This window comes from Nostoc sp., assembly GCF_036919895.1.
Classification (GTDB): domain Bacteria; phylum Cyanobacteriota; class Cyanobacteriia; order Cyanobacteriales; family Nostocaceae; genus Nostoc.
The window spans coordinates 1-17234 of sequence record NZ_JBALBW010000088.1; the positions used below are offsets into that span (position 1 = coordinate 1).

At 40.2% G+C, this 17234-nt stretch carries 11 protein-coding genes and 2 pseudogenes; 8 read left to right on the forward strand and 5 right to left on the reverse strand.

All coding sequences use genetic code 11. The features are described 5' to 3' along the window. Together V7K55_RS17865 and V7K55_RS17870 are read left to right on the forward strand one after the other, a co-directional pair. Window positions 1-3119 (forward strand): hybrid sensor histidine kinase/response regulator (locus V7K55_RS17865; RefSeq protein WP_334833641.1); only part of this gene is annotated, 3119 nt, incomplete at its 5' end. Window positions 3120-4024: 905 nt separating this feature from the next. Then, complete coding sequence (locus V7K55_RS17870; RefSeq protein ID WP_334833644.1) at window positions 4025-4369, forward strand: DUF1815 family protein; 345 nt, start codon at window positions 4025-4027, stop codon at window positions 4367-4369. 424 nt (window positions 4370-4793) lie between these two features. Here the strand turns inward: V7K55_RS17870 and V7K55_RS17875 are convergent. Next, window positions 4794-5642 (reverse strand): annotated as a pseudogene (locus tag V7K55_RS17875) (CHAT domain-containing protein); the annotation flags it as partial. A gap of 29 nt (window positions 5643-5671) precedes the next feature. Further along, entirely contained in the window at window positions 5672-5923 is a 252-nt protein-coding gene (locus V7K55_RS17880; RefSeq protein ID WP_334833646.1) for a hypothetical protein, read from the reverse strand. 112 nt (window positions 5924-6035) lie between these two features. On the opposite strand from V7K55_RS17880, the gene V7K55_RS17885 reads away from it, so the two are divergent. Beyond that, window positions 6036-6536: an acyl-CoA thioesterase gene (locus V7K55_RS17885; RefSeq protein WP_334833648.1), complete on the forward strand. Its 501-nt coding sequence runs from the start codon at window positions 6036-6038 to the stop codon at window positions 6534-6536. A 116-nt stretch (window positions 6537-6652) separates the two neighbouring features. Here the strand turns inward: V7K55_RS17885 and V7K55_RS17890 are convergent, their stop codons facing one another. Both V7K55_RS17890 and dxr read right to left on the reverse strand, forming a co-directional pair. After that, window positions 6653-6850, reverse strand: coding sequence for a hypothetical protein (locus V7K55_RS17890; protein ID WP_334833650.1), 198 nt, complete (start codon window positions 6848-6850; stop codon window positions 6653-6655). Window positions 6851-7257: 407 nt separating this feature from the next. Further along, a complete protein-coding gene (dxr, locus tag V7K55_RS17895) occupies window positions 7258-8454 on the reverse strand; it encodes a 1-deoxy-D-xylulose-5-phosphate reductoisomerase (RefSeq protein WP_334833652.1) in 1197 nt (398 codons plus the stop codon). Window positions 8455-8911: 457 nt separating this feature from the next. Between dxr and V7K55_RS17900 the strand changes: the two genes are divergently transcribed. The 4 genes from V7K55_RS17900 to V7K55_RS17915 all read left to right on the forward strand — a co-directional run bounded on the left by V7K55_RS17900 (window position 8912) and on the right by V7K55_RS17915 (window position 15160). Next, window positions 8912-10219, forward strand: coding sequence for a mannosyltransferase family protein (locus V7K55_RS17900; RefSeq protein ID WP_334833654.1), 1308 nt, complete (start codon window positions 8912-8914; stop codon window positions 10217-10219). Window positions 10220-10263: 44 nt separating this feature from the next. After that, on the forward strand, window positions 10264-12195 hold the full coding sequence (locus tag V7K55_RS17905; protein WP_334833656.1) for a DMT family transporter: 1932 nt from the start codon (window positions 10264-10266) through the stop codon (window positions 12193-12195). A gap of 659 nt (window positions 12196-12854) precedes the next feature. Beyond that, entirely contained in the window at window positions 12855-13736 is an 882-nt protein-coding gene (locus V7K55_RS17910) for a hypothetical protein (RefSeq protein WP_334833658.1), read from the forward strand. Window positions 13737-13768: 32 nt separating this feature from the next. Next, window positions 13769-15160, forward strand: coding sequence for a DUF2079 domain-containing protein (locus tag V7K55_RS17915; protein WP_442949099.1), 1392 nt, complete (start codon window positions 13769-13771; stop codon window positions 15158-15160). A 59-nt stretch (window positions 15161-15219) separates the two neighbouring features. On the opposite strand, the gene V7K55_RS17920 is transcribed toward V7K55_RS17915, so the two are convergent. Continuing rightward, window positions 15220-16794, reverse strand: a complete 1575-nt coding sequence (locus tag V7K55_RS17920) for an ArnT family glycosyltransferase (protein WP_334833662.1) — start codon at window positions 16792-16794, stop codon at window positions 15220-15222. A 77-nt stretch (window positions 16795-16871) separates the two neighbouring features. On the opposite strand from V7K55_RS17920, the pseudogene V7K55_RS17925 reads away from it, so the two are divergent. Continuing rightward, window positions 16872-17110: pseudogene (locus V7K55_RS17925) on the forward strand (DUF2079 domain-containing protein); the annotation flags it as partial. Window positions 17111-17234 lie beyond the last annotated feature (124 nt).

Genomic DNA, 17234 nt, shown 5'->3' on the forward strand with positions numbered 1-17234 from the left:
AGGATTTATTCGGCTCTTTCGATGAAAATCCGCAACTGGCGTTTGAAGATGTCGCCACAGACTCCACCTATATTCAGATGGAAACCACAGACAATACTGTGGACGAACTATCAATTATAGAAACTTCTTTAGATATCAATTTCGAGGAAAACTTAGATTCAGCCCAAACACAACCAGAGGATTTATTCGGCTCTTTCGATGAAAATCCGCAACTGGCGTTTGAAGATGTCGCCACAGACTCCACCTATATTCAGATGGAAACCACAGACAATGCTGTGGATAAACTATCAATTACAGAAACTTCTTTAGATATCAATTTCGGGGAAAACTTAGATTCAGCCCAAACACAACCAGAGGATTTATTCGGCTCTTTCGATGAAAATCCGCAACTGGCGTTTGAAGATGTCGCCACAGACTCCACCTATATTCAGATGGAAACCACAGACAATACTGTGGACGAACTATCAATTACAGAAACTTCTTTAGATATCAATTTCGGGGAAAACTTAGATTCAGCCCAAACACAACCAAAAATATTAGATACTGAGGATAACAATAATTTAGAAACTGCCTTTGAATTCCCAATCAACAGAGACTTTGAAGATATAGAGTTAGGTTTTGCGAATGATTTGTTGTTTACAGAAACTTCTCTATTAGAAGCAACAAACCAGGAAGAATTAAGAGAAAATACGGCATCACAAGATGTCAATGACTTCACACAAACGGTTATTCAAGAAAATGTAGAAACCAATTTTTGGGAGCTAGGAGAGACATCTGAAGCGCTACCAGTGTCAGATGAAGAAAATGCTATTTTTGCCTCAACTGAAGAATTGGCAAGCACACAAATAACTGCTCCAGATGATGATTTTGGAGACTTGGAAGCATTACTAGGAGAGGAAGCAATACTTAACCCCAAAGCTACCTCAATACCAGAACTAGATTTTGCAGCCCTGGAAGAATTGCTTGGTACAGATAATGAAAGCGATGTCTCCGATGGGCTAGGCCAACGCCAGCCCTTAAACACTCAACCAGTCTTAGCGAAAAATACCATTCCATCACTAGCCAGAGATGAATTTGGTGACTTGGAGAAGTTGCTAGCAGAAGCGGATCAAACAATATCCCATTCACCAGTAGCCAAATCAAACACCAGCAAAGCTCCCCGTCCTTCTACTCGTCGGGCTGCAAGATTTGAAGAAACAATGAAAGTTCCAGTTAAGCAACTGGACGATATGAGTAATTTAGTCGGGGAGTTGGTGGTAAATCGCAATACTTTAGAGCAAGATCATGAACGCCTACGCCAGTCATTAGATAACTTGCTGATTCAGGTGCAGCAACTCTCGGATGTGGGTGCAAGAATGCAAGAGTTGTACGAGCGATCGCTCCTAGAAGCTTCTCTATTAGCTGGACGTAAAAAGAAAGACCCCGGCTTACAAGTGCCTGATTCCAACGCCGATAGGGGTTTTAGCGAGTTAGAAATGGATCGTTTTACTCCCTTTCATACACTCTCACAGCAGATGATTGAGCGCATTGTGCGAGTGCGTGAGTCAGCTAGTGACATTGATTTTGTCACCGAAGAAACCGAGCGAGTAGCAAGGCAATTCCGCCAAGTAACCACCCAGCTACAAGAGGGACTAACAAGAGCGCGAATGGTGCATTTTGCCCAAACTATCGATCGCTGGCGGCGAGGAGTGCGCGACAACGCCATCAAGTGTGGCAAACAAGTGGAGTTGGTAATCGAAGGTGGCGATACCTTAATTGACAAGATGATTTTGGATCATCTGACCGATCCGTTAACTCACATGCTGAATAATGCGATCGCTCACGGTATTGAAACGCCAGAAGAACGACAAGCGGCTGGTAAACCACCTGTAGGAATCATTACTATCCGCGCCTTCCACCAAGGGAACCAAACAATCATTTCTGTAGGCGATGATGGCGCAGGTATTGATTCTGCCAAGGTTAAGGCTAAGGCGGTGAAGATTGGCATGATTACAGAAGCGCAAGCAAAAGCCATGTCTCGCCTGGAAGTTTACGATCTCCTGTTCCAGTCTGGTTTTACGATCAAAGACCAAGCAGATGAAATTTCCGGTCGTGGTGTGGGTATGGATGTAGTGCGTTCCGAGATTAGCGAAATTCGGGGGACAGTTAACACCGATTCTGCGATCGGCAAGGGAACCACCTTCACGATTCGTTTACCGCTGACTTTGAGTATTTGTAAAGCTCTCTGCTGCGTCTCCGATCGCTCTAGAATCGCTTTCCCGATGGATGGTGTAGAAGATACGCTAGATATACCAGTGAAAAATATTCAGCATGATGCCAATGGCCAATCATTTATTTCCTGGCGCGATACGGTGCTGCCATTCCGACCTCTGAAGGAACTTTTAACCTTCAATCGGCAAATCAGTCGCGGTAATGTCTATGGCGGTACGCGAGATGATGATATGGTTTCTGTGGTTGTGGTGCGATCGGCAAATACAATGATTGCTCTACAGATTGACCTGGTGTTAAGCGAACAAGAAATTGTAATTAAGCAATTTGAAGGCCCAGCACCTAAACCCATTGGTGTAGCCGGTGCTACAGTCTTGGGTGATGGTCGGATTATGCCCATTGCTGACGTGCTGGAAATCATCGACATCTTCCAGGGACGGATTTCTACACAAATGGGTGGCAATTCTTGGCAACAGAAAGGGGTTCCTGTAGACACCTCTCCGACGAAGATTGATCCGACAGTGCTGATCGTCGATGACTCCATTACAGTCCGAGAATTGCTATCCCTGACATTTAACAAAGCAGGTTATCGCGTAGAACAGGCGCGTGACGGACAGGAAGCTTGGGATAAACTGCGCTCCGGTCTGCCTTGCGATATCGTATTTTGCGACATCGAAATGCCCCGTTGCGATGGTCTGGAATTACTCTCTCGCATTCAGAAAGACTCTAACCTCAACCACCTACCGATCGCGATGCTCACCTCGCGAGGTGCAGATAAGCACAGACAAATTGCCGCTCAACTCGGTGCTAGTGGCTATTTTACCAAGCCTTATCTCGAAGAAGCTCTACTTGAAGCAGCGACACGGATGTTGAAAGGGGAAAAACTTGTTAGCACTACGAGTAATGTTTAGTAGGTAATGAAAAACTTCACCCGCAAGGGGGTGGAGTTTTGGGGCATGGGGTATGGGGAAGATTTACCAATGCCCCGCCGACTTCCAATAAAAAACAATTACTCAGTTTGAGTAAATAATCAAAATATACTATACATACATTTTTTGGCAAAACCAAACTAAGATAATTATCTTTGCAAATTTCTGTGCTTTGGTTCCTACTACTTTTTGAGGATAATCCCAAAATAGCAGAGCAATATTGCCTAAATGGCAACATTGCTCTGCTGAGTTTAGGTACTGTCAGTGTTAAGTTAATCCATTCTGGATTCTACACTCAGACTTGTCTATCTATTACGTGTGTGTTGTATAAATTACTGTGCTTAGTCTGCTTTTGGTACTGAATCTCAAATTGGCACTGTCATCTGCTCAACTTTATATATACGAGAGGAACAAATTTGGTATAATTATTGATTTGTTTATACCAAAATCTACGTTAGAAGGAGAACAGATTAAACATCTAAGCAAGAGACACTATAACAAGGCAAAACTACGTTATGACCTTAAATAACACTGAATTTAGCTGTACGTCGCCAATAAAAACGAAATATGAAGCTTTTCTGTACTTGACTAGTGCTAGATTTAGGTTAATCTTAAATCGGAATGCTTCATGTAAGAATCTACCCTGACAGAAGCGTATAAAGATATAGTTAAATTTCGCAATTCTGTCCGAGATTTTTAATTTGCAAACTGAATAGTTTGATACGGCGCTCAAAACTCCGATCTACTACCCTAAACAAGGTAGTCAATTAAAGACTCAATATTATCTGTCTGGTAATTGTAGTGAATAGTTTACAATACCAGTGGATGAGAAAATCTAAAGAAAATATAAAAGAAACTCAAATGACTGTGGTGTCTGGAGGACAAAAGTGTTTCTGAGACTAGCACATCAACATCGACAATTCGTCCAAGACTTGGTAATGAACCTGCAAGCCTTGGCGGTTGTATTAGAGCGGCGCGGGTATCTTGCTTCTTGTTATACCTGTGGCGACCAAATGAATAGTGCATCATTTATGGTTAGCTTGGGTGATAACCACCTGATTCGGTTTTTGGTATCCGATTACGGGATTACTTGGACGGAAATGCGGGATGACCGCGAATTAATGAAGCTAGAAGGTGCAGAGGCAATTAGCCAACTGGACGAACTGGCCGATCTTGTCAAGCAATCTATGCAAACCGATACAGGCTCTAAAGTTCTTGCCAAGAAGTATTAAGGTTCCAAAGGTCGATCGCAAATTAGAAATCGATTATCGGTAATTGGTAATGGTGGCTTAGTTAGCGATCGCTCTTATCCTCTTCTCCATTACCATTAAGTGATTGCCTCGTGGCTGGCCCATCGCGTATTTTTTTGTATCTACCAAAACCTCACGAACCGGATTTTTAACCTTTAGCTGAAAGTTAAAACGCACTGCTAATCACAATCAACATAATTAGTAATTACTAATTCATAATCAAAAGACAGGTTAAAAACATTGCAACTATCAAGCAAGTAGCGTCGTTTTGTTTGGAGTTTAAATCTACTTACATAACGAAATTATGAATTATGAATTATGAATTTTTAATGAATTTTCTATCTGACACATTAGCTACAAGCTTGAAAAAGGCATCCTCTGACAGCAGGTGGGGAACAATCAACACCTAAAGTCCATTGCCAATCAAAATAAGGGATGCCCAATAGTACGGGTGACTAAAATCATTAACCGCCGCCACGGCTAAATTGTGACTTCTTACCTTCCAGTCTCCAGTAATTAATCAGACTTGGGCTTGCCGTAAAGCTTCAGTTTTAGTCAACTTATCGGTGGAAAGTATACTATAAAAAGCACTCATGAGTGCCTGTGTACCACCATCATCCACAGACCACAACGAGGCGATCGCGGCTCTTGCGCCAGTTTGTTGCATCTGATAGCCAAAGCCCAAAATTTCCTCACCATTACCTAACTTACCTCCCAAGCCGGTTTCACAGGCGCTCAACACTACCAAATCTACATGGGGGAGTGACCAAGTAGCGACATTTCTAAAGTTAACGCGATCGCCATTCCCGAATAAAATAAACGAATCTTCTGGTTTCCCCACCACAAAGGCTGCATGAGTCGCTAAATGGACAATTGTATAATCATCCATTTGGGGTACAGCGACTTTGGGGCTAAAAGCATCGTCTAAAAGCATCGTAGTTTCAGGAACCGTAGCGGCTAAGTTTTCCACTTCCTGCGTTGCAAAGGGTAAACCAGCGAAAGCAACCTGTCGATTCCCAACTTTAATTTGATAATTACCTTTAGTAAAAGCACCAGCTAAAACCCGCAAGTTAGATTGTTGTGGGGTATTTAAGTTAGTCAGACTGGTAGATGTAATGTGATTGACACCCAAACGCTGCACTAGCCATTGTTTGCCATCATATAAAGCAGTTATAGGAATATAGCGTAACTGGTCATCTGGAGCGTAAATCAGAGTTTGTGTACCTGAGAGCTTCAGGTCTTTTTCTATGGGTTTAGAGCGCTCTCCATGTTCTCTAGTGATAGCTATGCTTGCTGTAATCTCTGCAATGCTTCTTTCGATTGACCTTGCCGAGATTCTTTGATAGCTTCTTGATTGAGCCTTTCAATTTCTAAAAGCTGATTATTTTGGGGTAAAGCTTGAGCTTTTTCTCCAGAGTTGTATCTCAAACTTGTATTGGTGATTACCTGATTATTGTCTGGGTACGCCATCCCAAAACCGAGTAAACTAAGTATAGTTAAAGTAATAACTTTAACATACTGTGGATAAAGCTGCATAACAAAACACTCCACTCGGAAGTGTAAATATTAAATCAAGAAGTTATGGAACGCAATTAATTTTTATGCTATTCCATATTTGGAAAATTTATAGGTGCTTAAAAAAGTGAAAATGTCACAAGAAAAACCCAGTCAACCAAAATTACCACCCACTACTGCCCTTGACAATCCATCAAGTCATGAATTTGGAAATTGGTTTGAATATTCTCTAAGAGTGCAACCCCACCACACTGACTATTCTGGTGTTGTCTGGCACGGTTCTTATCTAGCTTGGATGGAAGAAGCGCGGATTGAATGCTTGCGATCTATAGGGATTCAATTTGCCGATTTAGTCGCTATAGGTTGTGATTTACCAGTTGTTGAACTGTCATTGCGCTATCACCGATCAATTCAATTGGGTATGGCAGTAGTGGTAAAAACGCGCATGGCTGAGGTAACTGGTGTGCGAATTAATTGGGATTATGCCATCGTTTCAACTGATGGACAACAATTGTATGTCACTGCCAAAGTGACTTTAGTAGCTTTAGATCGCGAAAGAGGCAAGATTATGCGTCAATTACCGCCGAGTTTTAAGGATGCATTAGCCAAGATTTCAGCATTAAATAATGATTGAGCAGTACGCTGTGTCAGAGTTTAACTATCCCTAATAAGTTTCTAAAGTAGGGGCAATTCATGAATTGCCCCTACTTGTCTAGTTAATTTTGTGCTGAATACAATTAATCTTACTTTTTACTTGCCGCTTTGGATATTTGATAAACTTTGAGCAAACTGCATTATGTGATGCCAAATATCTTGTGGAGTAATACCAAAACTAATGTTTAATAAAATCAGAATTGCGGCAATGGTTAATGCATTCTTTAGAGTGGCTTTCAACAACTTCCACAATATTACGAAGACAATCCAAGCTACAATCAACGTAGCAATCATAATATATAAATCCCTTAACAATAGCCCTTACCTGAGAGGATATTTATTCAGAAAGGGTAATTTTATCTGAACTAAAAATTACTAGTGCTAAAGCTATTAGACCTAATTTAGAATAGATACTAAAGCCAAGATTTTTTGTTTAACTGTGCCAATGTCATATTATCTGAAAATGAGCCAATAATTTAGATGAGAGGCAACTTATTTGGCAATTTGGCAGAATTTACGCAATATTTTTACCGATAGTTCTGTATCAATAATTACAAGATATAGTAGTTATATTTTTAGAAGGATATATCCTGTTTGATTTGAAGGAATTTAGCTGTTAGCCTTCAGGCTAATGCCGAAGGCTAAACAAGAATTGGTCAAGAACCAAAAAATCTGCCTTTTGGGTATCTGAATGGAGATTTTTATCGCAGAGAAATTATCCGCGAGTGAGTTTCTAACTTTTCAGTTGCTGTTAAAACTTCTTGTCTTGCCCATTTATCTGCTGCCAAAATATCATCTAAAGAGGGATTTGCCCGGTTATCATTTTGATGGCGATCGCACACCAATTCTATACACCGGGGAATATCTAAAAACCGAATTTTTTCATCTAAAAATAAAGCCACAGCTTGCTCATTTGCAGCGTTTAACACAGCTGGCATCGAACCACCAGCTTTACCCACAGCATAAGCCAACTGCATACAAGGATACTTTTGGTGATCTGGTTCCCGGAAGGTTAAATTTCCAGCTTTGACTAAATCTAGTCGTTCCCAGTTGGTATAGATGCGATCGGGCCAAGATAGAGCATACAGTAAGGGTAAGCGCATATCCGGCCAGCCGAGTTGGGCTAAAACTGAAGTATCTTGCAGTTCAATCAGCGAGTGAATAATACTTTGGGGATGAATGACAATTTCGATATTGTCATAATCCAACCCAAACAGATAGTGAGCCTCAATTACTTCCAGTCCTTTATTCATCAAAGTAGCAGAGTCTACTGTGATTTTCCGCCCCATCGACCAATTAGGATGTTTGAGAGCGTCCGCAACGGTTACATCTGCTAATTTTTCTACATCCCAGTCCCGGAAAGCCCCACCAGATGCAGTGAGCAAGATTTTCCGTAAGCCAGCTTTTGGAACACCTTGGAGACATTGAAAGATTGCGGAATGTTCCGAATCAGCGGGGAGTAATTTTACACCGTGTTTTTCGACTAGGGGTAGAACCACAGGGGCCCCAGCAATCAAAGTTTCTTTGTTCGCTAAGGCAATATCTTTACCAGCTTCAATCGCTGCGATCGTGGGTAGTAAACCAGCACAACCAACGATCCCAGTGACAACAGTTTGAGCATCGCCATAGCGAGCGACTTCTATCACTCCGGCATCACCTGCCAGTAGAATCGGTTGGGGATCGAGGTCAATGATAGCTTCTTTGAGTGCTGGTAATTTATCTTCTGAGCAAATTGCTGCTATTTTCGGTCGAAACTGCCGAATTTGAGCAGCCAACATCTCTACATTGTTCCCAGCTGCCAATCCCACAATCCGAAACTGATCTGGGTACTGAGTGACAATATCTAAAGTCTGAGTACCGATAGAACCAGTGGAACCAAGAAGAGTAATCGCTTTCACAATTGCTTAAGGATTTACAGACAACTCCCACTATAAATTGCTGGGGACTCTTTCATAACAGCAATCACTATAATCGATACACTGACGCGGACGAGTAGGACGCGGGGAGGGGGAGATCGGGGATACAAAGGGAAATTTATCCATATTTTCCTTGTTGTGCCAACCCCAATCGGTTGATTTTAACTCGATCGACTGCTAGCTATAAAGTACTAAATTTACTCAATTTTCATATAATGAGACAAAAATTGTCCTTATAAATACTATATTTTAAAAGATAAACTTTGAGAGAATTGGCAAAAGTAACCAAATAGGAAATAATTTCAATTAATTGCGAATCTGTCCAGTTTGTTAATTATATTGATGGAGGATTTAATATGCAAAATGTTACTCATAAATTGCTGTGTTGCAGCTATATGTAAAAGGATGCAGAAAGGAGTTTGTTGAAGCACTCAACCCTATGGTCAAAGTTCAAATAGTTATAAAAAAAGCTTTATGGAAAAATGATTTCCTATTTCCAGCAGCCTTATGGCTTGCCAGTCGAATATTCATCTGGACGGCGATGTTGCTGGTTGCGCCAAAACTACCATTACCAGCAGAAGAATTTTTGCCGCATTTTGGCTGGGGAGTTTTTGATGCTTGGGATAGTATCCACTATCGAGCGATCGCTACTTCTGGATATGAATTTGTGAATGACGGCAAGCAACATAATCTTGCCTTCTTTCCCTTGTTTCCCTTAAGTATCTGGGTTTTGATGAAACTGGGCTTACCGTTTGAATTAGCAGGAACGTTAGTCAACAACTTGGCATTTTTTGCAGCCCTTTACTGTTTATATTTTTGGGTTAAAGATCATTATGGTATCAATGCAGCGCAGTGGACTACTGCTGTAGTTTCTTTATATCCATCTTCCATGTTTACGGGAGTGATTTACACAGAGGGGCTGTATTTGTTTTTGAGTACATCAGCTTTGCGGGCTTTCGATCAAAAGCAGTATGGCTGGACTGGGCTTTGGGGGGCGATGGCGACAGCAACACGTCCTACAGGGATAGCACTAATTCCAGCATTAGCGATCGCAGCCTGGAAAGAACGCCGACCACCCATTGCCTATATCGCTGGTTTCGTTACCGCCATTGGCATACTTCTATTCAGTTTTTATTGTGCGATTTATTTTGGCAACCCTTTAGCTTTTATCGAAGCACAACGAGGATGGCGACCAACTTTAGGATTTGATTGGCAGGGTTGGTTAAATATGTTCATGCAAATTGCAGTTGGCACAAAAAACTGGCAATATGGTTGGGTTCAAAACTCCTCTGGCGGGATTCAAGACCCTTGGTATCTCTTGTTATTGAGCGTGATTGTTGCCAGTGGCTATTTTTTATGGCGCTTCCGTCAACGTTTTAGTTCTGTAAAATTATTTTATGGCTTTTATGCTTTAGTCTTATTTTTGTTGCTCCTAGCAAGGGAACAGTGGATCAATAACTTGCTCAACTTGTTCATGGTCTTGGGTGGTGGCTATGTGTTATGGCGCTTACGCACGCAACTGACCGCAGTTACCGTTATGTATGGCTTTTGCGGTATTGGTTTGCTGCTAGCTTCGGGAGGTACTATCTCCTTGAGCCGTCTCGCTTATGGTATTGTGCCTTTGAATATAGCTATTGGTGTGCTGCTATCTCGCCATCCGCGTCAGGGATATTTAATCTTGGGCGTTTTTGTGACATTACTAGCCAAAATAGCTGTAGGATTTGCCCAAGAGCGTTGGGTTGGTTAGAGGTTTGATTATTTATTGGTGAAAAGTTGAATTTAAATTTCCTAATGAATGTATCCAATCAAAAGAAGATAGCTCTTGCGGCATTATTTGTCGGTGTCGGTGCCATCTCTTTTGGCTCTATTTTCGTGAAATTGAGCGAAACTCAACTTAGCCCCAATGCCACTGTATTTAATCGCTTGTGGCTAGCTAGTGTGTTCTTCTTGCTCTGGAATGGATACAAGGCAATACGTCAGCGACTTTCCTTAGACAAACCTGTAGAACAGCAATCTTACACCAGCCAGGATCTCTGCCTATTGGGAAGTGCTGGCATCTTTTGGGCTGGCACTTTAGTCTCTTTGGCTTGGTCGCTGACTCAAACTAGCGTTGCGATTTCTAGTGTTTTACATAATCTCGCCCCCATATTTACTAGTTTAGGGGTGTGGTTGTTATATCGTAAGGCTTTTGAGAGCCAATTCCTGATTGGGATGGTCATCGCCCTTGGGGGAGCGATCGCTATAGAATTTGAGGAATTGCAAATCGCCACAGATGAAGTTCAAGGGGGTTTTGCTGCGATTGTTTCTGCGATTTTCTTGAGTGGATACCTGCTCTTGGTAGAAAAATTACGAACTAAATTTACTCCAACCACAATCCAGTTATGGATCTGTACGATTAGCGCCCTAATCATCTTCCCCATACTTTTATTCACTCAAGATCCGCTTTTCCCCTCTACAGTCAGTGGGTGGCTTTGGGTCATTTCTCTAGCGCTGATCTGCCAAGTTTTAGGTCATGGGCTTTTGACCTACAGCCTTGCCAAGTTTTCCTCTGTGGTTGTCTCCTTGGTGCATCTATTAGAGCCTGTATTTAGCGGCATTTTCGCTCTGATCATATTTTCAGAAAAATTAACTTTCTCAAATTGGGCAGGTTTCGCTGTAGTTTTAATGGGTTTATACTTAGCCGTCTCTAGCCACCCTGCCGTTAATTTCCCATTCCAGGAATCAGTCACAACTATAGTTAATACTTTCGTTAAAAGTATGACGAGCAAACTGTCATTACTAAAGCAACAATTCTCTGAAACACCAGCTTTCTTAGGAACTGCATCATTATTATTTGCCCTAATTCCCATATCTTTAGCACCATCTCTGACCAAATTATGTCAACAAGAAATTGGTGCAAATGCTGTAGTATTTCATCGCAGTTGGATCGCCACAATCGTCTTTGCACTCTGGAATTTACTTGAAGCTTTCCGCAGCCAGCAGTCTGATAATGAACCTATAGAAAGTAAGCCTTTTACGAGTCAAGAAGTGTGGCTATTGTTGGCAATGGGAACCTCTGCTGGAACCTACCTTCTTTTGTGGGCTTGGTCGCTGAGTCAAACTAGTGTTGCCAATGTTGCTTTACTATCTAATTTGAATTCTTTGTTTGTGGCTTTGGCTGGGTATCTGTTATTTGGTCGGCGCTTCGATAACAGATTCGTGATTGGACTGGTCATAGCCTTGGCGGGAGCGATCGCTTATGAACTCAATAAGGTGCAATTTGCAACCGATCAAATACTGGGTGATGCATTGGCATTGCTAACTGCGGTTTTCATGGCCACGTGTATGCTGCTGATAGAACGACTCCGAACCCGATTTAGCACTGCAATTATCATGCTGTGGCGCTGTGGAGTGACAACAATGTTTCTCCTACCCGTCGTAGCATTCCTCGAAGATAGGCTGTTACCCTATTCCTCGATGGGTTGGTTTTTCATCATTTTCCAAGCCCTCTTCTGCCAAGTGTTAGGTCAGGGACTTTTAGCTTATAGCCTCAGCAAAATCTCTTCAAGCGTCGTCGCTGTCACACTTCTGGTCGAACCAGTTCTAGCCTCGATTTTTGCTTGGTTCATTTTTTCAGAACAGGTAGGTTTGTTTGACTGGGCGACTTTCGCCGTAGTTTTAGTGGGTATTTATCTAGCGCAATCTAGTCAATCCACTGTTCCAGTTACGAACGAAGGCTCATAGTATTGGGCGAATATAATTAGCTACTATGCAAGCAAAATCTGCCTACGCAGAAAGCACGAAAAATCAAGTTTTTAAACCAACCAACGGAGGTGGGTAAAGTCTCATTTCGCCGCGACTTATAATAGTCCAGTCGAGGAAAAAATTAGACTTTGCAAAAATCCTCTTAGATGTACTTCCTTCTATTACTCTTGATTTAGTATTTGGACACTGCCAAAACTGATACAATTTATAACGAAAACTTCCGATATAGCATTTCTTAATCATATAAGATACATCATAGCCGCCTCCTTGCTTGCGGGGAGGGGGTTGGTGGTGGGGTTCTTGTACCTCACTCAACTGAGAACCGCTATAAGACATTATTAAAATTAGTGAAACACAAGTTAAATAGGCTGTTAAACTCTTTCCCATCCCTGACTTCGGGATACTTGGCTATTGGCATTATATTAGCAGTGCTGATTCGATTAGTTTGTGTTCCAAATAAATCGGTAGATTATAAGTTTTTTTTAGCCCCCTGGTATGATTTCATAGCATCTCATGGTGGCTTTAGCGCTCTCAAATATAGTTTTGCCGATTACACACCCTCCTACCTATACTGGATTTTAATTTCTGCCACACTGCTATCTGGGTTGCCAAAAATCTTCGCAATCAAGCTTTTTGCGATGACTGTTGATTTTCTTTGTGCCTTTATAACTTACAAAATTGTCAGACTAAAATACCCAGAGGGCAGGAAACCTATATTTGCTTTTTTGGTAGTTATATTGAGTCCGACTGTTATATATAATAGTTCCCTCTGGGGTCAATGTGATGTTATCTATACAACGGGTTTGATTGCCTGTATTTACTTCTTATCTATTCAAAAAGAAATTCCAGCCTTACTTAGTTTCGGTGTAGCACTTTCTTTTAAATTGCAAGCTATGTTTTTAGCACCTTTGTTATTGATTCTCTTACTCAAAAAAAGAATCCACTGGTATTATTTACCATTAATTCCAGCAGTATATGTAGTTACAGTTTTACCACCTTGGTTGATGGGAAGACCGATATTAGAATTACTTTTGGTATACTTTAACCAAGCTAATAAATACAAGGAATTGGCTAAAGGCGCACCGAATCTTTATCAATGGATTCCTAACCAATTTTATAATATTGTTGTCCCTATAGCTTTAGCATTAACTATATGTGCAATATTTTTATTGGTATATATTGTTTATAAAAGTAGATTAAAAATCACTCAAGACAGACTGATCAACTTAGCGACCATATCAGTTTTGTTTATGCCATATATCCTGCCTAAAATGCACGAAAGATATTTTTATCCTGCTGATATTCTTTCGATTATCTTTGCCTTTTACTTTCCCCGATATTTTTGGGTAGCTATAGTTGTGCAAATGGCATCATTTTTTGGCTATTTAGGAACTCCCGTATTTATCCAGTTATTTTCAATCCCTTTAGGTTTTACACTCTGGTTTGTTGTGCGAAAGTGTGATGTAATTTATCCGAAATTACAAGCTGAATTTTCCTCGAATATCGATAGAAAATTGTAGTAAAGGCAACTAGGATTTAAGTAATAGGGCGAATGCTAAAAATGAATAATATCAGAGCAATTATCGGCATTAGTACCTTAATTTTATTTATCTCCAGTAGCTTACGACATGAGTTATTTAATTCATCTGGAGACTTAGCATTTTTTGATCAAGGAATTTACTTAATTAGTCAGGGAAAACCGCCAGTTTCATCTGTACTTGGTTTTCATGTTTTAGCCGATCATGCTGCTTGGATTTTATATCCTTTGGCTTTACTGTACAAAATTTATCCTAGTGTTTATTGGCTATTTGCAGTCCAGTCTGTTGCTTTAGCATTAGGTGTTTTACCTACATATTTTCTAGCGCTACAAGCAGGTTTAAAAGAAAATTTAGCAGTTGCAATGGTAGCTGTATATCTAATGTATCCGGTGATTTACAATAGCAACTTATGCGATTTTCATCCAGATACGATCGCTGTCCCTGCACTTTTGATGGCAGTTTTCGCTGCTAGATCGAGAAAAATAGTTTGGTTTTGCATCAGTATTCTTTTGATATTGGGTTGTAAAGCTGTATTGTCCCTGACTGTAGTGGCTATGGGGATTTGGTTACTCTTGTTTGAAAAGCGACGCTTATATGGCGCGATCGCCATTATTGGTGGGACAATGTGGTTTTTGATTGCTAACTGGATTATCATCCCTTTCTTTGGTAGCGAAGCAGCGTTACTTACCCGTCATCTTTATCGATATAGCTATTTAGGAAACTCATTTTCCGAAATGGTAAAAATATTACTTTACCAGCCGGAAATTATTTTTAACAACCTTTTTTCAACTATAAACTTAGAATATTTATGTTTCTTATTATTACCTATCGTTTGGGCTTTAAAACCACAATATCTTATCCCTTTGATTAGTATAATTCCTTGTGTAGCACTAAATTTGCTTGCAGATCATCCCTCACAAAAAAATCTAGTTTTGCATTATTCTTTACCAGCAATTCCATTTCTGATTTTAGTTGGAATTGCCAGCCTAGCAGCAGGGAAAGGATGGCTAAAACGAAGACGAGTAATTTTTTTGTGGTCTTTAGTTTGGTTTTTCGCTTTAGGCAAAGTTGGGTTCTTTAGCTCAAAATATCTTCATAATCTGGACAATTGGTCAGCCACAAAAGAGGCGATCGCTCTAGTTAAAACTAAAGATAGCATTCTGACTACAGATGTAATTACTCCACATTTAACTCATAGAGATTTGATTAGTTTTAAATATAATCCTTCTCAAGACATTAATGAATTGAATAAGTTTCATTATGTCTTGCTCAATGTCCGCCATCCTGGTTGGGCTGCAAGTTCAGAATCTCTTTCAAACTTGGCAAACATTTTTAAAAATCAGTCAAAATACAAATTACAATATCAACAAAATGATGTATATCTTTTTGAAAAGAAAACTAGGTAATATCATATTTATAAATCCAAATATATTTGATATTCTTTTGTAAAAAAGTCTATCAGGTATTACTTAATTGATTGTGAAATCAGAGTAAAATTATCAGCAATGCCTAAAATGTGATATTCAGATAAATTTGTCTGTTGTAAAGTCAGATTATCTAATAATAAATAAGATTTCTTATCAAATTGTTCTTTTAAGACAGCAATAGAAGCAGAAATTACTTTGCAATCACTATAGAAATCTAAACTAGGACGATTATAAGCAAATGAGCTATAGATTGTTGTTCCTGGTAAGACGTGTTGGCGAATTAATGCTGCAACTGGTTTGACTGGAAAAGCTTCTTTTAATTCCCAAATCCAAGATTGCGAACTTACCAGTAGGATTAAAACTAAATACATTCCTGTAAATAGCACTGGAATAAATTTGCGATCGCGCTGTTTAACTAGCCATGCTGCAATTCCCATACTTATTGCCAAAACAATGCTCATGACTATCAAAATAGGCTGTTTCTTCATAAAAAAGTAAAAATAACCTCCTAAACCAGCAATAGAAATAATAGCCAGAAATATTGTCCAGGTTCGCACTCTGAAATGACGATTCTGCCAAACTTCGCTCAAATTAGCACCAATTGCCAAGGCTAAAAATGGATATACAGGCATGACATACCACGGAAGTTTAGTTCTCATAAAAGAAATAGTTCCTAAATAAACAACTATGCCTAACAGAACTAGAGAACCCCAAGTATTATGACGTTTTTTCCAAGCTAGATAAAGCCCTCCAGGTAAAAATAGCAGCCAGGGAAAACCATATTTGAGTAATTCTAATAAATAGTACCAAGGAGGCCCGCTATTACCTTCAACAGTTTGTGTAAGGCGGTCAAAAGCTTGTGCTTGAAAATGCACTTCTAAGAAAGTATTCCCATAATGTTGCCATTGGGCAATATACCAAGCGATCGCAGGAGCATTTCCTAACACAATCCCCACCCAGAGATAGGGACTTCTCAACAAAGCCAATTGTCCATCTGCAAGCATAAATAAACAAGCGATCGCCCCCAATAGCAAAACTATCATTCCCTTAGTCAAAATAATTAACCCCAGACAAAATCCCACACCTAGAGCATATTTTCGGTTCTGACGTGCTTTCAAAAGACAAAACAATAACAGCAAGAAAAAAGAAATAGTCATCCCATCTAACATTGCTAGTCGTCCATGACGCACCACAGGCAACATTGTCAAGTAAACTAAAGCAGAAAATAGAGCCGGTAAACTTTGGTTAAAAGCCAAACGCCCCACCAAGTAAAGCAAAGGCACTCCCAACGCAGTTAAAACCGCACCAGGTAAGCGTGTAGTTAACTCTTGCACTCCTCCTAAGTGGTAGCACCAAGCAATTAACCATTGCATCAAAGGCGGTTTTAATAAAAATGGTTCTCCCTGAATAGTGGGATAAAGCCAGTTACCAGTCCGGTAAATTTCTCTGGCGACTATAGCGTAAGTACCTTCATCCCAATCTCGTAAAGGGGAGTTTCCCAAAAATATCAGCCATAGAATTAGAGATATTACCAGTAAGCTAAATAACCATTGTTTTTCTCGGAATACGCTCGTTCTTTTTGTGAATAGCTTTACAATATTTGTGCGATACATTTAGGGCTGATTAGGGTAGTGAATAATATTGCTAATTATGTATCTAAAATACTCACAATGGATATTTTTTTGATGGTATGAGGAATAAACTTAATCAGCTTAGTTATCTTGGTTGGATAGTTGGCCTAAGTGCCTTAATTTTATTGGGTGCAGCAGCTTACGACACGAATTATTTCAATCAACCGCTTTTGACTTAGGAATTTTTGACCAAGCGGTTTATTTAATTAGTCAAGGACAACCGCCTATCACTTCTTTCATGGGTTTTCATATTCTCGGCGATCATGCTGCTTGGATATTCTATCCCTTGGCTTTACTATAAGTACCTGGACAGAAATATTTACACATGAGGTTTAAGACTGGATAAGGGTTTCAGGTCATCCTGTTGTTGGCTGTCATTTCCAGCCTCGCCGCAGGTAGGGGATGGCTACAAAATAAACGAG